The 21,859-nt window shown below is 64.8% G+C and carries 18 protein-coding genes, 2 tRNA genes and 1 pseudogene; 9 read left to right on the top strand and 12 right to left on the bottom strand.

Going from position 1 to position 21,859, the window contains the following annotated elements; translation table 11 throughout:
* Nucleotides 1-113: 113 nt before the first annotated feature.
* On the bottom strand, nt 114-311 hold the full coding sequence (locus ACYVNQ_RS07715; protein ID WP_460901894.1) for a hypothetical protein: 198 nt from the start codon (nt 309-311) through the stop codon (nt 114-116).
* A 350-nt stretch (nt 312-661) separates the two neighbouring features.
* Here ACYVNQ_RS07715 and ACYVNQ_RS07710 point away from each other — a divergent pair, with 350 nt between their 5' ends.
* On the top strand, nt 662-889 hold the full coding sequence (locus ACYVNQ_RS07710; protein ID WP_460901893.1) for a hypothetical protein: 228 nt from the start codon (nt 662-664) through the stop codon (nt 887-889).
* 240 nt (nt 890-1,129) lie between these two features.
* On the opposite strand, the gene hfq is transcribed toward ACYVNQ_RS07710, so the two are convergent.
* The gene (hfq, locus tag ACYVNQ_RS07705) at nt 1,130-1,645 is read right to left on the bottom strand and encodes an RNA chaperone Hfq (RefSeq protein WP_460901892.1); all 516 of its coding nucleotides are present in this window, start codon (nt 1,643-1,645) and stop codon (nt 1,130-1,132) included.
* A gap of 361 nt (nt 1,646-2,006) precedes the next feature.
* On the opposite strand from hfq, the gene ACYVNQ_RS07700 reads away from it, so the two are divergent.
* From ACYVNQ_RS07700 to ACYVNQ_RS07675, 6 genes are all read left to right on the top strand, one after another.
* Nucleotides 2,007-2,147, top strand: a complete 141-nt coding sequence (locus ACYVNQ_RS07700; RefSeq protein WP_460901891.1) for a hypothetical protein — start codon at nt 2,007-2,009, stop codon at nt 2,145-2,147.
* 38 nt (nt 2,148-2,185) lie between these two features.
* Nucleotides 2,186-2,707, top strand: a complete 522-nt coding sequence (locus ACYVNQ_RS07695) for a sigma-70 family RNA polymerase sigma factor (protein WP_460901890.1) — start codon at nt 2,186-2,188, stop codon at nt 2,705-2,707.
* Complete coding sequence (locus ACYVNQ_RS07690; protein ID WP_460901889.1) at nt 2,704-3,492, top strand: anti-sigma factor family protein; 789 nt, start codon at nt 2,704-2,706, stop codon at nt 3,490-3,492. Before ACYVNQ_RS07695 ends, ACYVNQ_RS07690 begins: the two co-directional genes overlap by 4 nt.
* A gap of 307 nt (nt 3,493-3,799) precedes the next feature.
* A complete protein-coding gene (locus ACYVNQ_RS07685; protein WP_460901888.1) occupies nt 3,800-4,345 on the top strand; it encodes a hypothetical protein in 546 nt (181 codons plus the stop codon).
* 18 nt (nt 4,346-4,363) lie between these two features.
* A complete protein-coding gene (locus ACYVNQ_RS07680) occupies nt 4,364-5,953 on the top strand; it encodes an FAD-binding oxidoreductase (protein ID WP_460901887.1) in 1,590 nt (529 codons plus the stop codon).
* A gap of 92 nt (nt 5,954-6,045) precedes the next feature.
* Nucleotides 6,046-6,465: a hypothetical protein gene (locus ACYVNQ_RS07675; protein ID WP_460901886.1), complete on the top strand. Its 420-nt coding sequence runs from the start codon at nt 6,046-6,048 to the stop codon at nt 6,463-6,465.
* Between the two features lie 13 nt (nt 6,466-6,478).
* Here ACYVNQ_RS07675 and ACYVNQ_RS07670 read toward each other — a convergent pair whose 3' ends face one another.
* The 8 genes and pseudogenes from ACYVNQ_RS07670 to ACYVNQ_RS07635 all read right to left on the bottom strand — a co-directional run bounded on the left by ACYVNQ_RS07670 (nt 6,479) and on the right by ACYVNQ_RS07635 (nt 18,736).
* On the bottom strand, nt 6,479-7,480 hold the full coding sequence (locus tag ACYVNQ_RS07670; protein WP_460901885.1) for a DUF1571 domain-containing protein: 1,002 nt from the start codon (nt 7,478-7,480) through the stop codon (nt 6,479-6,481).
* Between the two features lie 51 nt (nt 7,481-7,531).
* Nucleotides 7,532-9,314: pseudogene (locus ACYVNQ_RS07665) on the bottom strand (AMP-binding protein).
* A gap of 86 nt (nt 9,315-9,400) precedes the next feature.
* Nucleotides 9,401-10,702, bottom strand: a complete 1,302-nt coding sequence (locus tag ACYVNQ_RS07660; protein WP_460901884.1) for an acetyl-CoA C-acetyltransferase — start codon at nt 10,700-10,702, stop codon at nt 9,401-9,403.
* Between the two features lie 67 nt (nt 10,703-10,769).
* Nucleotides 10,770-11,714 (bottom strand): MaoC/PaaZ C-terminal domain-containing protein, encoded by a 945-nt coding sequence (locus ACYVNQ_RS07655; RefSeq protein WP_460901883.1) that lies wholly within the window; start codon nt 11,712-11,714, stop codon nt 10,770-10,772.
* A gap of 2 nt (nt 11,715-11,716) precedes the next feature.
* Nucleotides 11,717-13,201, bottom strand: a complete 1,485-nt coding sequence (locus ACYVNQ_RS07650; RefSeq protein ID WP_460901882.1) for a 3-oxoacyl-ACP reductase — start codon at nt 13,199-13,201, stop codon at nt 11,717-11,719.
* 124 nt (nt 13,202-13,325) lie between these two features.
* The gene (locus ACYVNQ_RS07645; protein WP_460901881.1) at nt 13,326-15,824 is read right to left on the bottom strand and encodes an acyl-CoA dehydrogenase; all 2,499 of its coding nucleotides are present in this window, start codon (nt 15,822-15,824) and stop codon (nt 13,326-13,328) included.
* A gap of 484 nt (nt 15,825-16,308) precedes the next feature.
* The gene (locus ACYVNQ_RS07640) at nt 16,309-17,181 is read right to left on the bottom strand and encodes a TetR/AcrR family transcriptional regulator (protein ID WP_460901880.1); all 873 of its coding nucleotides are present in this window, start codon (nt 17,179-17,181) and stop codon (nt 16,309-16,311) included.
* A 328-nt stretch (nt 17,182-17,509) separates the two neighbouring features.
* On the bottom strand, nt 17,510-18,736 hold the full coding sequence (locus tag ACYVNQ_RS07635; RefSeq protein ID WP_460901879.1) for an MFS transporter: 1,227 nt from the start codon (nt 18,734-18,736) through the stop codon (nt 17,510-17,512).
* A gap of 418 nt (nt 18,737-19,154) precedes the next feature.
* Between ACYVNQ_RS07635 and ACYVNQ_RS07630 the strand changes: the two genes are divergently transcribed.
* Together ACYVNQ_RS07630 and ACYVNQ_RS07625 are read left to right on the top strand one after the other, a co-directional pair.
* Nucleotides 19,155-19,649, top strand: coding sequence for a helix-turn-helix domain-containing protein (locus ACYVNQ_RS07630; RefSeq protein WP_460901878.1), 495 nt, complete (start codon nt 19,155-19,157; stop codon nt 19,647-19,649).
* On the top strand, nt 19,646-20,923 hold the full coding sequence (locus ACYVNQ_RS07625; RefSeq protein ID WP_460901877.1) for a type II toxin-antitoxin system HipA family toxin: 1,278 nt from the start codon (nt 19,646-19,648) through the stop codon (nt 20,921-20,923). The genes ACYVNQ_RS07630 and ACYVNQ_RS07625 overlap by 4 nt, the downstream gene beginning before the upstream one ends.
* A 286-nt stretch (nt 20,924-21,209) precedes the next feature.
* On the opposite strand, the gene ACYVNQ_RS07620 is transcribed toward ACYVNQ_RS07625, so the two are convergent.
* Nucleotides 21,210-21,296: transfer RNA gene (locus ACYVNQ_RS07620), tRNA-Leu, on the bottom strand.
* Nucleotides 21,297-21,502: 206 nt separating this feature from the next.
* Nucleotides 21,503-21,589 (bottom strand) — tRNA-Leu (locus tag ACYVNQ_RS07615).
* Between the last annotated feature and the right edge of the window lie 270 nt (nt 21,590-21,859).

Below are 21,859 nucleotides of genomic sequence, written 5' to 3'. Positions count from 1 at the left end.
AGGCCGGCGGCCTGATGCGCTGACAGAATCAATATCCGTATGCCGTAGAGCCTGCGCGAATCAGCGTGCAGGCTGCACACTCGCATGGGCGCATAGCCGCCGTGCTGTGCTGCTCAAGAAGCGTGCCGCGAGCGTGGCGTATGCGCGCGTTCTTTCGTGGCGCCTGCTTTTTCCTTGGGTTGGGCGACGCGCTGTGTGTCAGTACCGACTGCGATCGGATCGCTGGCCGGGAAGGTTTCTTCGAGCGCCTCGTCGAGGCGTTGCTCGAGGGCCGGTTCTGCGTGCGAGGCTTTCTGCTTTGCCGTGGACATTACGCTCTCCCGTGTGTGAAACGTCATCGAACCAGCATAACGTAAAGACCGGGTTCGCGAACCTTCGTCCGTTCGGCCTAAGACAGTTCTGCTTTTGTCCGATCCGCGATCCATGAACCACGATCCGCGGCGCGCTGCCCATTCACGCCACCGTTACGCCACTTCGCGCTGGCGTACGCCGCATCGGTCAATGTAAGCAAACGCCTCATGCGCCCTGCATCGCAGGCGCGCCAGATAAGCCGCTCAGCCTTCGATGGAATTTTCGCTGACGGACTTCGTTCTAGTTCCGTTGCATGACAACGGCCGCAACTGGCAGGTCGTTCGCGTGCGCCCATACGAGGAACTCAAATATGGAGACGAACGACCGCGACCGTGTGCCGCGCCGGAATGCGTCGCACGTAGTGGAAGCGGAACTGGAACATCTGGAATGGGCGACACGGCAGCCTTCGATGGCGATTTTCGATGCCGGATATTGGCGTCGGCGCTTGCTGGCCGTGCAAAGCGGCTATCAGCTGACGCGCCAGCAGGACTTGCGGCTCGAACGGATTCTGCAGCGGCTGACGCAGCCGCTCGAATGATGCCGTCGCGAGGGGTGACCTGAGACCTGAGACCTGAGACCTGAGCATTCAATCAGGCGAGGAGCCTGATGCGCGTAACGCCGAATGTGACAGATCTTCAACTGACCGCTGCCGCAGCAGCAGCGGTGCACAGATGCTTGACTACGTGCATAGCCTCGGTAGTCCACGGGCTACACATACAAACATGCGCGGTTGCGAGCACGGTGCAACGCAAGCCTGCTCGCGTTGCACCCACTCTGTTTACTCGTTGTTATTGTCCGAGCCGCCGTTGCCGTTGCCGCTGTTATGGTTGTTACCGTGACTGGTGCCGTGGTTGTTATCGCCGGCACCCGTGCCGAACAGCCGGCGGCGCCGCGTGACGACCACCGGCGCATCCGACGCGGGGCGCTCGGGTGCAGCCGGCGCGCTGCCGTACGATTCGCGCGGCTCACGGGGTTCACGCGGTTCGCGATGCTCGCGCTCGCCGCGATGCGGACCATGCGAGCCGTGCGGCCCGCGCGACGTGTGCTCGCCATGCGACGGGCGCGGCGTGCGCGGACCCGGGCGCGTGCCGGTATCGAGCTGGATCGTCGAGATGGCTCGTTTATAGATGCCCTGCAGCCCGACGGGCGTGCGCAGCATCACCAGGTACTGATCGAACGACTCGATGCATCCTGTCAGGCGAATGCCATTGACGAGATAAATTTCGACGCGTTTGCGCTCTTTGCGCGCTGCGTTCATGAAGTCGTTTTGCGGGTGCGATTCTGCGGAAGGCATGGACGAATATGTGTGGAAGAGCGGTTGTTCGCCGGGATTCTACATGGGACCGCGCGCTCGCGCGTTGCTCGGGCGGACTGACGCCCACTATAACGGCTTGTGGACACGGAAGCATCCGTTAAATACGATGTGTAACGTTGCGTTACGAATCTTTGCGTTTTCACGCGTGTCACTGCGTGCCGATTGGGCGCAGACATGAATACAAGACCGGAACGCGATACGGCATAACTTTAAAAATCGTTCTCCAGGGACGGAATAAAACTGGTCTAGATCTCGTTTTGTTCACGAGCAGCCATGTTTGACGGTTTACATAGCGGATTACGCTCGCCAGCCGCAATGCTCGTACCCACCGGAGATATCCATGAAGATGACACGTTTCGTTACAACCCTATGTATGGTCGTCGCGCTAGGCGCGGTGGCGTTCGGTACTTCCGCCTGTAGCGATATGTCGGGCGGCGGTGCGAGCAGCGGCAGCTCGAGCAGCAGCTCCGGCGGTTACTGAGCCGTTTTGACGCCGCAGATTATTTCCAAGACAGCCGGGTGAGTTTCGAGGCAGATGTGGTTTCGTGGCTCCCGCAGCTGCGTCGCTATGCGCGCGCACTGACGGGGGACCACGCATGGGCGGACGACCTGGTTCAGGATACGGCCGAGCGTGCGCTTGCGCGCTGGAAAGCGTTCCGCCCGAACAGTAACCTGCGTGCCTGGCTGCTGACGATTCTGCGGCATCTGTATATCGACCAGTTGCGTGTGCGCCGCGAGATCGCGGTCGACGAAGAGACTGCGCCGTGGCGCAATCTCGAGGCGCCGCGTGGCGAGGTCGACGGGCTGGTGTTGCGCGACGTGCAGCGTGCGCTTTATTGTCTGCCGCTCGAGCAGCGTGAAGTGGTGCTGCTGGTGTGCGTCGAAGAGCTCAGCTATCAGGAGGCATCGATCGCGCTCGGTGTGCCGGTGGGCACGATCATGTCGCGTCTGTCGCGTGCGCGCGAACAGATGAGAGTGCTGTTGACTGAAGGTCCGATTCACAAGTCCGTGTCGCTGAAAGTAGTGAGAAACTCTTCATGAACAACGACGCCCGACCTACCGACCCCACGCAAGCGCCCGATCTGCGCATGCTGTCCGCGTTCGTCGACGACGAACTGAGCGAGCGCGACAGTGCCGTCGTGCGCGAGCATCTTGCGCACGACGAAGAGGCTGCCGCGCAGGTCGCCGCATGGCGCGCGCAGCGGGCCGCATTGCGTGCCTTGTGCGGCGCGACCACGAGCGACGACACGCAGTTCGTGGTGTTGCGCGTGCAGACACCGTGGTGGCGCCGCGTAGCGCTGGCCGCGTGCTGGCTGGTGGCCGGCGCGGGGCTGGTGGTGTCGGTCGAACAGTTCGTGCTGCCCAATCTCGGCGGCGGCGAAACCGCGACCTTCGCGCGCCGCGCGGACGTCGCGTATGCGGTGTACACGCCGGAGAAGCGTCATCCGGTCGAAGTGGCGGCGGCCGAAGAAGAACATCTGATCACATGGCTATCCAAGCGGCTGAACCGGCAACTGTCGGTGCCTTCGCTGCAGGAGTACGGCTATACGCTGGTCGGCGGACGTCTGCTGCCGGGCGAGGCGGGGCCTGCCGCGCAATTCATGTATGAGAACCAGAGCGGCGCGCGCCTCACGTTGTATGTGTCCGGTATTCCGAAAGACGAGACTGCGTTTCGTCTGTTCCGCGACGGCAATCGACGCACGTTCTATTGGGTCAGCGACGGCATGGGCTATGCGTTGTCCGGCCCGATCGCCGAAGGCAAGCTGCGCTCGATCGCCGTCGAGGTGTGCAGCGCGTTGGGCGGTCGTCCCGAAGCGTGGCAGTGACCAGGTGACGCATCCCGAGGCGGCACTTGATGCAGCTTTTGTCGACGCGCATCAGGCCGCTTTCGAGGTCCTGAAAAGCCCCGCAGCGCGAGGCGAAATACCCGGTAACGAAGCTGCATAAATCGCTTACAAAGGCATCCGGAATACCTTTACGTGTCTTGTCGTTTTGATAAGTGCAGGCCCGTCACTACAGCGCACTCCCGCGCTGGCAGCATCGGCGGTGGCACGGGCCGCGCAGCTAAACGATATGGCCTTGATGGCGCCGGCTCCATGATACGAGCTGCGCCTGCGGGTCGAAGCGAGACACATGATGCGCAATATTCTCAAACTTGCAGCAGTGCTGTGCGTGTGTGCGGTGCCGGTCGGGCCGCAGTTGATGGCGCAGGAGAGCGGGCCGGCAGTCTACCCGCAGGCGGACGTTTCGCAGAACGGCCCGAATGGCACGCAGGAGTGCCAGCAAGTTAGCGGTGCCGCACAAATCGACGGCCAGCAGCAAACCATCAGCGGCCTCGCGTGCCGTCAGCCGGACGGCACGTGGCGCATCGCGCAGCCGGCCGATATGGACAACGCGTCGCCGTACGCGGGCGGTTATTATCAGTTCACGCCGGTGTATGACTATGATCCGTTCTACTGGGGCCCTCCGTTTGCATTCGGCTTCGGTGCCTCGTTCATCTTCGTCGACCGTTTCCACCACTTTCATCACATCGATCATGTCCACTTCGCAAACGGCCATGGCTTCGGCCACGGCGGTTTTTACGGCGGCGGCAGACATTGGGCCGGCTTCCATGGCGGCAACTTCGGCGGCGGTTTCCATGGTGGCGGCGGTCACGGCGGCGGCGGGCATGGCCGCTGATTCACGCGGAGCCACGCGTTGAGCGCGCCCGGCATCCGCCTGCTGCCGCCGGGCGTCGCCACCGCGCAGTTCGAGCGTGCGCTCGTTGCATGGCAGTCGATCGTCGGCAGCGAACATGTGCTGGAGGGCGCGGCGCTCACACCGTATCTCGATCCGTTCGCGCCCGGCCCCGAGGCCGCCGGCTTCGTGCCGTCGGCCGCGTTGCAGCCGGGCTCGGTCGAAGAGATCCGCGCGATCCTGCGCGTCGCCAACGAACAGCGCGTGCCGCTGTGGACCGTATCGACCGGCCGCAACTATGCGTACGGCGGCGCGGCGCCGCGGCTGACCGGGTCGGTGGTGCTCGACCTGCAGCGCATGAACCGCATTCTCGAAGTCGACGACAAGCTCGCTTATGCGCTGGTCGAGCCCGGCGTCAGCTACTTCGATCTGCATAACTATCTGCGCGAGCACGGCCACCCGCTGTGGGTCGATCCGCCGGCCGCGGGCTGGGGCAGCGTGATCGGCAATACGCTCGAGCGCGGCTTCGGCTACACCGCGTACGGCGACCACGCCGCCACGCAATGCGGCATGGAAGTGGTGCTGGCCAACGGCGACGTGGTGCGCACCGGCATGGGCGGGATCGAGATCGGCCATGCATGGCAGCTTTACCAGCCTGGCTACGGGCCGTCGTTCGATGCGATGTTCATGCAGTCGAACTACGGCATCGTCACGAAGATGGGCCTGTGGCTGATGCCGGCGCCGCCGGCGTATCTGCTCGGCGAAATCCAGTTTCACGACGAGCGCGATCTCGAAGCGATCGTCGAGATCCTGCGGCCGCTGCGGCTCGACGAGACGATTCGCAACCACGCGGTGATCGAGGGCGGCCTGCGCCGCGCGGCCGGGCTCGCGCCGCGCACGCAGTGGTACGACGGCCCCGGCGCGATGCCCGACGATGTGATCGACGCGATGCTGAAGAAGCTCGGTGTCGGCTACTGGAACCTGCACTACGCGTTATACGGCACACCGGAGTTGATCGAGGCGCGGCAGAAGATCGTGCAGCGCGCATTCGGCACGGTGCCGCGCGCGTCGATGTCGGCGAAGACCTATGCCGGCGACGCGCAGCCGACCGGCGGCGGCGACCGCAATCAGGCCGGCATTCCGGCGATGACAGCGTTTCGCATGCTCGACTGGCGCGGCGGTGCCGGCGCGCATATCGACTTCTCGCCGATCTGTCCGGCTACCGGCGTCGATGCGCTGCGTCAGTATCTGATGGTGAAAGGGCGTGCCGCATCGTATGGCTTCGACTACTACGGCGGCTTTACGGCGGGTGTGCGACATCTGCACCATATCTTCGCGGCGATCTTCGATCGCAACGATACGCAGCAAAGCGAGCGCTCGGCGGATCTGCTGCGCGCACTGATGAGCGACGCGCGCGCGGCGGGTTATGGCGAGTACCGCTCGCATCTGGTGCATATGGATTACGCGGCGGCGCAGTACACGTTCAACGATGGCGCGATGCTGCGCCTGTCGGAGACGGTCAAGGATGCGCTCGATCCGGCCGGCATCCTGTCGCCGGGCAAGCAGGGCATCTGGCCGAAAGCGTGGCGCGGGCAGCGCGGGTATACATAACCGCGCGTCACTGCGGCAACTGCGCGTAGTCGCACATCGTGGCGCAAGAGTCGACGTGCTCGCCACGAAGCGGATCGAGAAGGAGGCAACAGATGGACCGGCGCAGCTTCATCGCGACAGGGGTTTGGATTTCCGGCGGGGTGCTCACGCCGGCATGGCTGATACAGGCCACGCAGGCTGCTGAAGCTGCTCAGGCCGGGAACGGTCAGCACGCGCTGGCAATCTTCGATGCCTCGCTGACTGAAGCCGCCGCATTTGCCGGCCATACAGCGCACCTCGGTATTCCCGCTTTCGACATGGGCGACGACATCGGCGCGCTGTGGCATGCGACGCTTGCGCCGCGCGCGGCGAGCGGGCCGGTGACGCTACTCGGCGTCGTGCGCGCGGCCGATTACTTCGTGCTGTCGCGCCTCGCGCAGCGGCCCGCCGACGTGCTTCCACATGGCCTGCTACCGCTCGATGCGAGCCGCCTGCCGCGCAGCAGTGCGGTGTCGTTCGTGATGTCGTTATGACGACGGTCGACGTTCAGAACTTGTACGCCGGGTTCTGTGGATCGAAGGTCTCGTCGTCGAAGGTCTTCGGCGTGATGGTCTGAAACACGATGCGCTCGAAGATGTTCCCATCGTTGTCGTAGGACTCGACGGTGCGAAAGTACGGATGCCGCAGATCGAGCCCGAGCGTCTCGCGTTTCGCGTAGAACGCGGGCATACCGGTGTGCGTCTCGTAGGTGAAAGCAACCACGCGCACGCCTTCGAGGGTAATCGCCTCGATCTTCGTCGGCCGCGTGACGCCCGCCTGCGCATATTTCTCGCCCTCGGACAGAAACTGCGTGGCGATGTACTCGGTGCCGAGATCGCGGATCGAATGATTCGACTGCGTGCGCGCCAGCGAGCCATTCAGTGAAGCCCATAGCGGCAGGATGCGCAGGAAGCCGCCCAGGTGACCGTACATCTCGTCGGGCCGCCGCGCTTCGTCGTAGATCACTTCCTGGCCGGCATGTGCGCCGTCCGGCAGCCATTTCGCGTAAATCCGGATCGGGTCGCGCGTCACGCGTACCAGCATGTGGTCAGGCCGGCTCGGCCAGCTGCCGCGGATGCGTTCCTGGCGAAGCATCGTGAACTCGTACGACGGATAGCCGTTGGGGCCGTCCTTCACATAGCGCGGTACCGTCAACGGATCGAGCGACTGGAACAGCGTGGTGAGTTCCTCGTCGCTGAGCTTTTCGAGCAGGCCGCTTTGCGCGGCGCGGCGCAGCCAGCGCACCTGCTCGTCGGGCTTGAGCTTGCCGGCTTCGCTGGGGGCGACGAGCGGCGCGCCGTTGTCGGCTTTGGCGCTCGAACCGGCCGCCGGCAATGCCGCCGAAGCAGCCGCCGAAGCAGCCGCTGCCGACGCGGTCTTGCCCGCCGCGGCCGCTTCGTCATCCTGCGCGTGCGCCGCGGCGAGTGCGCTCAACGCTGCCCAGCAGACGACCAGACGCAGCGAGTGCTTCCGGTACAGACGGCGCGGTGCCGTCGTCGATGGCGGCATGAAAGACTCCTTCGGAAACCGGCGCCGGAGGATCACGCCGTATTAAGTGCATCAGGCAGGTTTTTGCTTCGCTAGTTCCTGATCGCGCAGTTCCCGGCGCAGAATCTTGCCGACGTTGGTCTGCGGCAGCGCATCGCGAAACTCGACGAGCTTCGGCACCTTGTAGCCGGTCAGGTTCTTGCGGCAATGCTCGATTACCTGCTGCTCGGTCAGCGATGCCTCGCGGGGCACCACGAACACCTTCACGCGTTCGCCTTGCACCGGATCGGGGACGCCGATTGCCGCGACCTCGCGCACGTCCGGGTGCATCGCGATCACGTCTTCTACTTCATTTGGGTACACGTTAAAGCCGGACACGAGGATCATATCCTTCTTGCGGTCGATCAGTCTGATGAACCCGCTCGGGTCCATCACGCCTATGTCTCCGGTGGCGAGCCAGCCTTCGTCGTCGAGCACTTTGGCGGTTTCTTCCGGCCGGTTCCAGTAGCCGCGCATCACCTGCGGACCCTGCACGCACAGTTCGCCCGGCTCACCGAGACCGGCCCAGCTGCCGTCATCCTTGCGAAAGCGCACCTGGGTGGACGGCGCCGGCAGCCCGATCGAGCCATCGAACTCGCGCATGTGCTTCAGGTCGACCGGATTCATTGACACGATCGGCGAACATTCGGTGAGGCCGTAGCCCTCGATGACCGGCTTGCCGGTCACGGCCTTGAAGCGTTCGGCGACTGCCTTCTGCATCGCCATGCCGCCGGCCATCGCGAGCTTCAGCTTCGAGAAATCGCGCTTGCAAAACTCCTCGTTGTCGAGAAATGCGTTGTACAGCGTATTGACCGCCGTGATGCCGGTGAAAGTTTTCGTGACGCAGGATCGACATCACGCGCTTCATGTCGCGCGGGTTCGCGATCAGGATGTTGCGCCCGCCAAGCAACATGAAGATGAACGCGTTCACCGTCAGCGAGTAGATGTGATAAAGCGGCAGCGGCGTGAGGATGGTTTCGACGTCGCCGGAGAGCTGGCTTTCCGACCAGACCTTTGCCTGCAGCAGGTTCGCGATGATGTTGCGGTGCGTGAGCATCGCGCCTTTCGCGACGCCGGTGGTGCCGCCCGTGTATTGCAGGAACGCGACGTCGGTCTGGTTCAGCGCAACCGGCACGAGCGGGCGGCGGTAGCCGGCAGCCAGCGCGTCGAGCATGCGTACTGCCTGCGGCAGGCCATAGGCGGGCACCAGCTTCTTCACATGCCGGAGCATAAAGTTGATCAGCCGGCCTTTCAGGTTCAGCCCGTCCTCGAGCAGGTCGCCGAGCGCGCTGATCACCACGTTCTGTATGCGCGTGCCAGGCAGCGCGTCTTCGACGGTCTTCGCGAAGTTCTCGAACACGACGATGGTTTGCGCGCCGCTGTCCTTCAGCTGATGCGCGAGCTCGCGCACCGTGTACAGCGGATTCACGTTGACCACCACCGCGCCGGCCTTCAGCGCGCCGAACAGCGCGACCGGATACTGGAACGTGTTCGGCAGCATGATCGCGACGCGCTCGCCGGGTTTCACGCCGATGCTCTGTAGCCAGCTGCCGAACGCATTGGCCTTGCGCGCGAGTTCGCCGTAGGTCAGGTTCGAGCCGGCGCTGACGTAGGCGACGCGCTCGCGGTACTTCTGCGTGCATTCGTCGAAGAACTGCGTGAGCGATGCGTATTGCGCGACATCGATTTCATGCGGCACGCCCGGCGGATAGGACGCGTACCAGATGCCGTCGGTATTCGGCGCGGGCTGCGGCAGCGCATGCGCGACGCGGACTTCGGCGGCGGCGGGCGGCAGCGTTTGGGTCGTCGGGCTCATCGGTTGTCTCCGGTGGTTTGTGTTTTATCTGTGTTGCTGCAGGGTTGTTTCAGTATGGTGCGCAAGCGCCTCGCTTGCCACGCTGTTCAGCGTTCGAGAATCGCCGTGACCCCCTGGCCGCCTGCCGCGCAGATCGAAATCAACCCGCGCGCGGTACCGGCCGGCTTGTCGAGCTGCGCGAGCAGTTTCGCGAGGTTGGCGACGATCCGTGCGCCGGTCGCCGCAAACGGATGGCCGGTGCCGAGCGAGCCGCCGTTGACGTTCAGCTTTGCCCGCTCGATCGTGCCGAGCGGGCCGGCCAGACCCAGCTGCGTACGGCAGTATTCGTCGTCTTCCCACGCGGCGAGCGTGCACAGCACCTGGGCGGCAAACGCCTCGTGAATCTCGTAGAAATCGAAGTCCTGCAACGTGAGGCCGGCGCGCGCCAGCATGCGCGGGACCGCGTACGCGGGCGCCATCAGCAGGCCTTCCTGCTTGTCGAAAAAATCGACCGCGGCGGTTTCGCAGCCGCTCAGATAGGCGAGCACCGGCAGTCCACGCGCCGCGGCCCACGCTTCGCTCGCGAGCAGCACGGCCGATGCGCCGTCGGTGAGCGGTGTCGAGTTGCCGGCCGACAGCGTGCCGGCATCGCGGTCGAATACCGGCTTCAATGCCGCCAGCTTTTCCGGCGTCAGATCGGCGCGCAGGTTGTTGTCGCGTGTGAGGCCGCGGTACGGCGTCATCAGGTCGTTCAGGAAGCCGCGCGCGTAGGCGTCGGCCAGCTTGTGGTGGCTGTCGAGCGCAAGCGCGTCCTGCGCTTCGCGAGAGATATGCCAGCGCTTGGCCATCAGCTCGCAATGCTCGCCCATCGACAGGCCGGTGCGCGGTTCGCTGTTGCGCGGCAGCTGCGGCTTGAACAGCATGCCGGGGCGCAGTTTGGCGAACGCGGCGAAGCGCGCGCCCGCAGTTTTGCTGCGGTTCGCTTCGAGCAGGATCTTGCGCAGCCGCTCGTTGATGCCGATCGGCGCATCCGACGTGGTATCGGCGCCGCCCGCGATGCCCACGTCGATCTGGCCAAGTGCAATCTTGTTGGCCACCAGAATGGCGGCCTCGAGGCCGGTGCCGCATGCCTGCTGCACGTCGTAGGCGGGCGTCTCTTTCGCCAGGGTGGTCGACAGCAGCGCTTCTCGCGTCAGGTTGTAGTCGCGCGAATGTTTGATCACCGCGCCGGCCGCGACTTCGCCCAGACGCTCGCCGTGCAGCTCGAAACGGTCGATCAGGCCTTGCAGCGTGAAGCTCAGCATGTCCTGGTTCGACGCGCTCGCGTACGCGGTGTTCGAGCGCGCGAACGGAATCCGGTTGCCGCCGAGGATGGCGACGCGGCGCACGGCGGGAAGCGGGTGGGGCATCGGCGGGCTCCTTCAGTTTCCTTCGGTTCGTTATGCGGCGCGGCAACGTGGCGGCGTGATTGTGTCATCACACGCTCCACTGAAACCGGCCGCGCAGGTGCGGCTTCACGCCGCCGGCATCGCGTACCTCGAGGTCGCAGCCAGCGGCATCGTGTGCGGCAGTCCACAGCGTTGCTTCGCCGGGCAGCAGCATCGGCGTCTTGAATTCGGCGGCGAAGCTGGCGGCGGCGAGCGGCCGGGTGGGCTGCAGTGCGGCCGCCGCGCGCCCGAGCGCCCACATGCCGTGCGCGATCGCGCGCGGAAAACCGAACACCTGCGCGGACAACGCGCTCAGGTGAATCGGGTTGTAGTCGCCGGACGCCTTCGCGTAATCGCGGCCCAGTTGCGCGGGCAACTGCCAGCGCGCGCTGCGCGCAAGCGCCGCCGTGTCGATCTCGAGTGGGCTTGCCGCTTCGCCATAGCCGCGCACACCGCGCTTCAGATAGAGACTGTCGCCTTCCCACACGGCCTCGCCGCGCCGGTACGCGCGCGCGTGCACGACGAACGCCTGTCCCTTCGGATGCCTCAGCTGCGCGCCGAACTCGGTTTCGATGCGCAGCACGTCGCCGCGCGCCAGCGGCTGGCGCAGCTGCACGCGGTTGGCCAGATGCACGATGCCGAGTGCGGACCACGGAAACGCCGGATCGGTCAGCAACAGCAGATGCAGCGGAAACGCCAGCAGATGGGGAAACGTGAGCGGGATGCCGTGCTCCGGAATGAAGCCGCACACGCGTGCATAGCGTTCGAGCGCGTCGGCTTCGAGCGGCACGGCGCTGCGCACCAGTCGCAGCGCGGGCAGTGCGGCAGGCTGCGCGCCGGGTTGCGCGCCGGAATGAGCGCGATGCCGCCAGCGCTTGAAAAGGCCCGGCAACGCGCGCGCATAGAGCTTGTGCGGCGCGGGCAGCGGATCGAGCAAGATGGTCTTCTTGCGCTCGGTGTGCTGCAGCGGATCGATCCCGGACGGCGTGCTCATCGTCATGCTCCGATCAGGCTTTGGCCGCACACGCGCACGAGTTGCCCCGTCACGCCTGCGCAGCGCGGATGCGCGAGCCATGCAATGGCGTGCGCCACGTCGGCCGGCTGGCCGCCCTGGCTCATCGAGTTCATGCGCCGGCCGGCTTCGCGCAGCAGCAGCGGCATCTTTGCTGTCATCTGTGTTTCGATAAAGCCGGGCGCAACCGCATTGATCGTGATGCCGCGTGCGGCGAGGCGCGGCGCCATGCTCTCCACACGCCCGATCACGCCCGCCTTCGACGCCGCGTAATTGGTCTGGCCGAGATTGCCGGCAATCCCGCTGATCGACGACACGCCGATGATCCGCCCGCCGTCGCGCAGCGTGCCGGCGGCGAGCAGCGCTTCGTCGATGCGCTGCTGCGCGCCCAGGTTGATGTCGAGCACGTCGTGCCACGCCGCCTCGGTCATTCTGGCGATGGTTTTGTCGCGTGTGATGCCGGCATTGTGCACCAGCACGTCGACGCCCAGTTCGTCGAGTGCGGCGGCGATCTGGGCGGGCGCGTCGGCAGCGGCGATGTCGCATGGCAGCGCGGTGCCGGACAGCGGGCGCAGCGTGGCTTCGAGCGCGTCGCGCGCGGCGGGGATGTCGATGCCGATGACATGCGCACCTTGCGCGGCGAGCACTTCGGCGATCGCCGCGCCGATGCCGCGGGCGGCGCCGGTTACGACGGCGCGCTTGCCGGTGAGTGGGCGGGACCAGTCGAATGTGGGTGGGGCGACGTCGGTTGGGTGGGTAGGGGCGTCGATGGCAGTGCTTGCCGCAACGCTGTCAATCTTTGCTGCACAGCCGATCCTCACCACCTGTCCCGACACATACGCGCTTCGCGGCGACAGGAAGAAGCGCAGCGTCGCTTCGAATCCCGCCTCGATCTGCGCTTGCGCGCCGTGCGCGACATACACGAGGTTGGCCGCGATGCCGCGCCGCGCCTCCTTGCCGAGCGAGCGCACCAGGCCTTCGAGCGCGCGCTGGGCGGTCCATTGCCGCGGCGCGTCGCACGCTTCGGGCGGGCGGCCGAGCACGACGATGCGGCCGCTGCGGTCGAGCGAACGCAGCGCATCGTGAAAGAATGCATACGCGCTGTCGAGCTGGCCGATTTCGTCGATACCGCTCGCGTCGAATACCAGCGCGCCGACGCGCGCGGGCGAACCGGCTTCGACCGGCTCGAAGCGTCCGCTCATCAGCCCGTGACGATTCGCGAGCGGCAGCCACGCGCGTGCGCCCGCATGCGCGACGCTGGTCGCGCCGAGATGCGCGATCACATCGGCCAGCGCGTCGAACAGTTGCGGCGCGGGCCCCGCGCCAAGCACGATTAGGCGGTCGAGCTCCGGCTGGTCTGCCTGGTCCGCGCGCCAGCGGCGCAGCACCTCGGGCCTGGGCAAGCCGAGCGCGCGCGCGATGCGTGCCCCGAACGGCGAATTGACGAAGTTCAGATACGAGTCAGTCATCAGGCAGGGGGCCGGTGGCCGGGGGTTCCGAAGGCGTCAGTGTGCATGGCGCGGGCGTCGCTCAGCAAGGCAGTCACGTGTCGTGCCGTCTCGTCCGACGTGCGCTCCAGATGCACGGCGCGCTTCACGCGGCGATTCCGATCGACTTGTCGAGCATCTCCTTGCGGTGCTGCAGATCCGCCAGCATGCCGAAGTCCGCCGCAAAATCGTCGACCTTCACGACTTCGGCGGCGTAGCGCGCATAGTCTTCGAGCACCTTGCGCTCGTCGGCGTCGACGAGGCCGCGCTGCTGGGCGGCTTGCGCCCACGCCCCGAGTTCGGCGAGGTTCTGCGGCATCGGCGCAAGCTGTCCTTGCCTGACCGCGTCGCGCAGCCGGCGTTCGATCGCGCTCACGCGCGGTGTCAGTTCGAACGCGAGTTCGCCGTAGCCGATCGTATCGACGTCGACGTGCGGCACATATGAACCGGCCAGCAAGCGCTCGCGTGCGGCGCCTGGCGTCTGCAGCAGTTGCGCCACTTCGTTGCCGATGCTGTCGGCCGGCGCGCGGTGCGGCATGCCGAACGGAAACGCAAGCACGCGCAGCAACGCAGCCGGAACGCGCCGCGGGAAATTGGCGAGCACGCCATCGATTGCCTGCTGGGCCTGCAGCAATGCATCTTCGACGCCCCAGCGGACCAGCGGCAGGTCGCTGGCCGCGCGGCCTTCGTCTTCGAAGCGCTTGAGCGTCGCGGAGATCAGATACAGCTGCGACAGCACGTCGCCAAGGCGCGCCGAGATCCGTTCGCGGCGTTTCAGATCGCCGCCGAGCACGAACATCGAGACGTCGGCAACCAGTGCGAATACTGTCGCCAGCCGCGTCGCCGAGCGGTAGTAGCGCGCCAGCGGCGCATGCGCGCGCTGCGGGCGCGCGATCAACGCACCGCCCGTCACGCCGTACACGAAGCTGCGCAGCAGGTTCGACAGCGTGAACGCGAGATGGCCGAACAGCGCTTCGTCGAAGGTGCGCAGCGCTTGCGCCGAGCGACCTTCGCGCGCCGCGGCCAGTTCCTTCAGCAGATACGGATGGCAGCGGATCGCGCCCTGGCCGAAGATGATCAGGCAGCGCGTCAGGATGTTCGCGCCTTCGACGGTGATCGCAATCGGAATCTGCTGGTACGCGCGCGCAAGAAAATTCGCCGGCCCCATGCAGATGCCTTTGCCCGCCACCACGTCCATCGCGTCGTTGATCACGGTCCGGCCGCGCTCGGTGATGTGATACTTCGCGATCGCCGAAATCACCGACGGTTTTTCGCCGAGATCGACCGCCTGCGCCGACAGCCGGCGCGCCGCATCCATCACGTACAGGTTGCCACCCATGCGCGCGAGCGCTTCCTGCACGCCTTCGAAGTTGCCAATCGACGTGCGGAACTGGCGGCGCACCGCGGCATACGCGCCGGTGCCGCGCACCGCGAGTTTCGACATGCCGACGCTCGACGACGGCAGCGAAATCGCGCGGCCCGCGGCGAGACATTCCATCAGCATGCGCCAGCCGTTGCCGACCTGGGCGCGGCCGCCGATCACCCAGTCGATCGGCACGAATACGTCGCGGCCGCTGTTCGGGCCGTTCTGGAACACCGCATTCAACGGCCAGTGGCGACGGCCGATCACGACGCCCGGGTGGTCGGTCGGAATCAGCGCGCAGGTGATGCCGGGCTCGTCGCCGCGGCCGAGCAGATGCTCGGGATCGAGCGTGCGGAACGCGAGGCCGAGCACCGTCGCGATCGGGCCGAGCGTGATGTAGCGCTTGTCCCATGTGACCCGGAAGCCGAGCGTCTCGCGACCTTCGAAGGTGCCGCGGCAGACGATGCCGAGGTCCGGAATCGCGGCGGCGTCGGAGCCCGCGTACGGGTTGGTCAGCGCGAAGCAGGGGATCTCGTCGCCACGCGCGAGGCGGGGCAGATAGTGGTTTTTCTGCGCTTCGGTGCCGTAGTGCATCAGCAGTTCGGCGGGGCCGAGCGAGTTCGGCACCATCACCGAAACGGCGGCCGCCGAGCAGCGCGTCGCGAGCTTCATGATCACCTGCGAATGCGCGTACGCGGAGAACTGCTTGCCGCCGTACTGGCGCGGAATGATCATGCCGAGGAAGCCCTGCTGCTTGATGTACTGCCAGGTTTGCGGCGACAGGTCCTGCCAGATCGCGGTGGTTTCCCAGTCGTTGGCGAGGTCGCACAGGCGCTCGCATTCGTTGTCGAGAAACGCTTGTTCTTCGGCGCTCAGTTGCGCGGGGCCGTAGCCGAGCAGCGTATCCCAGTGCGGGCGGCCGGAAAACAGTTCGGCATCCCACCAGACGGTGCCGGCTTCGAGCGCATCGCGTTCGGTCTGCGACATCTCCGGCATGATCTTGCGGAAGATCGTGAATAGCGGGCGCGTGAGCCACGCGCGGCGCAGCGGCCGCAGCGTTAGCACCAGAGCCGGCACGATCAGCAGCAGCGCGCAGATTGCAATCGCGAGCGGGCCGGCGGAGCCCGTCAGATACGCTGCCGCCAGCCAGACGAGCAGCGCGCCAAGCCACCATGGCGCGCGCGCCGCGCGATAGATCAGCACGCCGATCACGAGCACCAGGGCGATGATGAACCACGACATGGCGTGTCTCCGAAAGTTGTTCGAGCGGTGTTCGATGGTTGCGGGATTGTTGGGTGCGTTGCTGCGCGTCTGCCATGCGCGCGGCGCGCACCGTGCAACGCTGCAAGGTACGTGCCGCGTCGGGCGAGAGGCGTGGCGGTTAGCCGGTGCTTGCTACGAACGGCTTGCGGTGCAGTGCCGTGCCGTGAACTGCAGGCGGGCCGCGCAGTGCCGTGCTGCCGTGCCGCTTAACGCCGTGTTGCTTTGTGGCCGTGCAGCTCATGCCATGTCGCTTTCGCTATGCGGCTTTGGCTATGCTGCTTACGCCATGTCGCTTGCGCTATGCCGCTTTGGCCATGCCGCTTATGCCGCCCGCTCACGCCACTCGCGCCCGCTCACGCCACTCGCGCCACTCGCGCCACTCACGCCACTCGCGCCCGCTCACGCCACTCGCGCCCGCTCACGCCACTCACGCCACTCACGCCACTCACGCCACTCACGCCACTCACGCCGTGCCGCGCAGCGCTTCGCGCCGCTCGCGGCCCGCGGGCGCAGCGCCGTCGTCCGGTTGCGCTGTCTCGTGTGGCCCCACGGGCTCCTCTTTTTGACGCACGGTGCCAGACGCCGTTGCCACGCCCGACAGCGCGCCGAACGGACAATCAGCCGGCACGCCGTCGCCTGCATCGCCGAGTACCGACGCGAACACCGCAAGCTGCGTCGCGTCAGGCAGCGGCGCCTTCAGCGCGGCAACCATCAGCGACGCAAGCCGCGCCACCAGTTGCAGATCGTCGAGCGACTTGCCCTGCGCGAATTCACTGATCAGGCTGTCGGTGTCGTTGCCCGCCAGCACGCCGGACAGCGCGCCGATCGCGAAGTGCAGACGCCAGCCCACTTCCTCGCGCGGCAAATGCGGCAGTGCGCGCTGGAACGCATCGAAGAATCGCCCGGCCACCGACGCGTAATGCGCATTCAGAAAGTTGCGGATAAACGGCGACGGGTCGGTGTACGCACGGCCGAGCAGCCGCAGAAATGCCTTGCCGCCGATGCGCGGATCGCGTGCGACGCGCAGCGCCGGAATGAACATCGCACCGAGCACGTGCTCGCAGGTCAGGTTCGTGCCGAGCAGCGCGTCGAAGCGCTCGAGCAGCTTGATGCGTTCATCGTTCAACACATCGAGCCGGCGCGACAGCATCGCGTGGATCAGCGCTTCCTTGCTGCCGAAGTGGTAATTGACCGCGGCGAGATTGACCTCGGCGCGCGACGTGATTTGCCGTGACGACATGGCTTCGTAGCCGCATTCGATGAAGAGCGCCTCAGCGGCGTCGAGAATGCGCGACTTCGTGTCGCCGGCGTGCCGGCTGGTGGTGCGGGCTGCCATGGTTTGTCTTCCTCCCTGTGCCTGTCCGACGGCGCTCGCGCGGTGCGCTTGCCCGGCGTGTGACGGGTCTTCGCCCGCGCTTCGCCCGACCGTCAGCAATGCAATTCAAATTGGTATTTCAAACATGCGTTTTTCAGGATAAAGACGGCGATGGCGAACCGGCAAGCAGCGTGTGTGGATAAAGTCCTCTAAAAGAGCGGCAGGTTATGCGCGGTGCAGGAGGGCACGCCGCGGCCGCAAACGAAAAAGCCGTGCCGGAAAAAACCGGCACGGCCTGGCGACTGCGAAAAGCGTGTGCTGCTGGGTGCGCTATGGATTGCGCTGCGCTTTAATGAGCCGTTGCGGCCACAACCTGTTCGGCGGATTTTGTCATGTCGATGCCACGCCGTTCGCGGCTAAACAGGATCAGCACCGCAATCACGACGGCCACCGTACCGGCGACCACCGCCATCGCGAGCCCATAGTTCTTGTTGTTTGCTTCGGCAAAGCCGGATTGCATCGTGGCGTTCACCGATGCGAACAGATTGCCCAACTGATAGACGAGGCCTGGGAAGGTCGCACGAATTTCATCGGGCGAGATCTCGTTCAGGTGCACCGGAATCACACCCCATGCGCCTTGCACGGAAATCTGCATCAGGAACGCGCCGATTGCGAGCAAGACCGGGGTGGTCGAAAACGCCCACAGCGGCAGCACCGGCAGCGCGATCAGCGCACCGATGCAGATTGCGCGGCGGCGGCCGATCTTCTCCGACAGCGAGCCGAAGGTCAGGCCGCCGATGATCGCGCCGATATTCAGCGCGATCGTGATCAGCGACACCGTGTGCGGTTCGAAGTGATGTTGCTCGCGCAGGAAGGTCGGGTAGAGATCCTGGGTGCCGTGCGAGAAGAAATTGAACGCGGTCATCAGGATGATCGCGTAGACGGAGAGCGTCCAGTTGCGCTTCAGGGTTTCGAGCAGGCTGGGGCGGGCCTTTTTCTCGAGTGCGACCCAGGCCGGCGATTCCTTCACGCTCGAGCGCACGTACAGCACCAGCAGCGCCGGGATCACGCCGACGAAGAACATGCCGCGCCAGCCGATGTACTGGTACAGCACGCCGAACACGATCGACGCGAGCAGATAGCCGCTCGGATAGCCCGCCTGCAGCAGGCCGGACACGAAGCCGCGCGCGTGGGTGGGGACGGTTTCCATGGTCAGCGCGGAGCCGACGCCCCATTCGCCGCCCATCGCGATGCCGAACAACGCGCGCAGCACGATCAGCGTGGTCAGGTTCGGCGAGAAGCCGGACAGCAATTCGATCAGCGAGTAGATCGCGATGTTGACCATCAGCGTCGGGCGGCGGCCGAACTTGTCGGCGAGCCGGCCGAAGATCAGCGCGCCGAGCGGGCGCATCGCGAGCGTCAATGTAATGGCGAAGGCAACGTTAGGGATTTTCGTATTGAATTCGGCGGCGATATCTTTCAGGATGAAAACCATTAGAAAGAAATCGAATGCGTCGAGAGTCCAGCCTAAATACGCGGCGATCGTGACATTGCGTTGTTCGCGAGTCCAGCTCATGTTGCTCGTTCTCCTCTGTTTGATTGATCCAGTGACGTGCTGGCGATTCGTGGGCTGCGCCCAGGCCCCCGTGGCGCGGCTGCGCATCGAGTGTACGCCAGCCTGGCGGTGCACTGCATGGAGGGGCGTCGGTTTCAGTGGAATCCCTGATTAATCTTTGGATCGGGTGTTTTGATAATGTAATAAATGAATTGAATTTGATTATTATTGGAATGGTATTTGTAAAGTTTCGGTGCGATTTTGATAAAAGCGATTGATGTATTACACGCACTCGTGTGGAGTATTCGCCCGATATGAGAACAAATCCGGCGAGCAGCCTGAGGCGTTGCGCCTCGAGGTAGCGGGCTGCAACAGCCAACGCACTTAAAGTGACATTATTCTTTCTATTTTTTGTGATAAAGGATAGAATAATGACACTATGGCCAAGAAAACTTCTCCACTCCTACCCGCCGGCACCCTGCGGCTTCAGCAGTTCGGCGAGCGCCTGCGCCTCGCGCGCCTGCGCCGCAAGCTGACAGCGCTGCAGGTGGCGGAGCGTGCCGGCATGACGGTCGTCACGCTGCGCAATCTCGAGCGCGGCAACGCTGGGGTGACGATCGGCGCATGGCTTGCCGTGATGCAGGTGCTCGGTATCGAAGCCGATATCGATCTGTTGGCGAAAGAGGACCCGCTCGGCCGTGGGTTGCAGGATGCGGCACTGCTGCACGAAGCGCCCAGACCAGCACGTCCTCGAGCGCGTGCCGGGGTGCAGAAGCCCGTGGGTGACGCTGCGCCGACGCGCTACCCAGCGGCTGCGCCCGATGCGGAAAGCGAAGGCGCGATGTGGCTTGCCGACGGCGATTTTGTCAGTTCCGCCGATCTGGCCTCACTGATCACTCCGCCGGCGCCTGACAAGCCGAGGAAGAAGCGATGACCGACGCTATTGCTGTTTTCGCCGATTGGGATGGCTTATCCGAGCCGCTGCTGCTCGGCCAACTGTGCGCGCGGCGTGCGGCTGCGCGCGAAGTATTCGATTTCCAGTTTGATGCGGCGGCGCTCGCGCGGCCCGACTTTGCCAATCTGAAGCTGGATCCGCGCCTCGCGTTGTTCACGGGGCGCCAATACCCGCCCCAAGGGCAAGACAGCTTCGGGGTGTTCGCCGATGCGAGCCCCGATCGCTGGGGGCGGTTGCTGATGCGCCGGCGTCTGGAGCGGGCGCAGCGCGCCGGCCGTGCTGAACCCGGTGCGAAACTCTACGAATCCGATTTCCTGCTGGGCGTGCACGATACCTATCGGGTCGGCGCATTGCGATTGCGCCGCGCAGAAGGCGGCGCGTTTCTCGACGATCAGCATGACGCAGCCGCGCCGCCATTCGTGCAACTGCGCTCGCTCGAAGCAGCGAGCTTCGCGCTGGAGCGCGACGAGGACAACACCGCCGGCGGCGCGGACGAGTGGCTGCGCATGCTGATCGCGCCGGGCGGCTCGCTCGGCGGCGCACGCCCAAAAGCGAGCGTCGTGGATCCACAAGGACATTTGTGGATTGCCAAGTTTCCGAGTGTGCGCGACGGGCACGACGTGGGCGCATGGGAAATGGTGGTCCACACGCTCGCGAGAGCATGTGGACTGCACATGCCCGATGCGCTGGTGCGTCGTTTCGACAGCGTGCATCACACGTTTCTGGTCAAACGTTTCGATCGAACCGCGACGCAGCGGCGTTTGCATTTTGCGTCGGCGATGAATTTGACCGGCCATCAGGACGGCGACGATGCTTCAACCGGTGCGAGCTATCTGGAAATCGCGCGCGTGCTGATGACGGACGGCGCACATACCGAGCGTGACTTGCGCGAGCTATGGTCGCGGATCGTTTTCAATCTGCTGGTTTCGAATACGGACGACCACCTGCGCAATCACGGTTTTCTGCTTGAGCCGGGGAAGGGGTGGGCGCTGTCACCGGCATTCGATATGAATCCGTGCGCAGATGCGCATGGGTTGAAGCTCAATATAAGCGAAGTCGATAACGCGCTGGATCTCGATCTGGCGCGCTCGGTGGCGCCGTATTTTCGGGTGACTGCGGCGGCCGCCGAGCAGATCATCGAGCAGCAGCGCGGGGTGGTGCGCCAGTGGCCAAAGATCGCAGCGTCCCTGCAGATATCCGCGCGCGAGCAGCAGCGCATGGCGGATGCGTTCCGTCTTGCCGTCGCTCGTTAGTGAATTTCCTGGAAAGTCACGCAAGGAAAAGGCCGCTGCCCACTTTGGACGTGATAAAACCTCTGCTAATACCGAAGCCCGGCAGAGGAAATGTCACATTGACGAAGCTCGTCCCGCAGCGCGATCGGCGCTCAAATTGCTCGAGGCACAGCCAGTGATGCGCTTCAGACACTTGGCTGCCCGCGGTATATCTGTGTGCCGGAAAACAAAAAGCCCGCAATTGAAGTTGCGGGCTTTTTTCGTTTCAGAAGACATCGCAGGAAGCTTCCGACCATCTGTTGCTAGCTGGTGCCCAGGAGAGGACTCGAACCTCCACGGTGTTGCCACCGCTAGGACCTGAACCTAGTGCGTCTACCAATTCCGCCACCTGGGCACGTCTTGAAGCTAGACCGCTATTGTAGCGGCATGATGCAATGTGTCAAATGGAAATTGCTGAGGTTCGCAACGAGCTCGCAATGTTCATCGACGGATGGGCTGGCGCGCCGCGGAAAATACTCACGAGCGCGACACCAGACGGAATCAAGCGGGAATCAGACAGAACCAAACGAAAAAGCCACCCGAAGGTGGCTTTTTTGTATCTGGTGCCCAAGAGAGGACTCGAACCTCCACGGTGTTGCCACCGCTAGGACCTGAACCTAGTGCGTCTACCAATTTCGCCACCTGGGCAGGGTGCTTTGCGTGCCGATCTTGCGCGTGTTCTGCGTTTGATCTGCAGCGAAGACCGCAATTATAGCGAGGCGGCCGATGCTGTCAAGCGTTTCGCGCAAGTTACCGCATCCATACCCGACCCACGCCGCACCTCGCCTCCAAACGTGCGCCGCGCGCCCGCGCAAGCACCCGCCAACCCGCTGTGCATCAGGAGACGGATGATAGAATGGCCCGCAGCAGCACGTTGACACGGTGTGCGCCGCACCGCGGCACGTCTTCGTCGATGTC

The sequence above is a fragment of the Paraburkholderia jirisanensis genome, assembly GCF_054782355.1.
The sequence above is the reverse complement of the archived record's forward strand: the minus strand, read 5'-3'. Positions and strand labels throughout refer to the sequence as shown.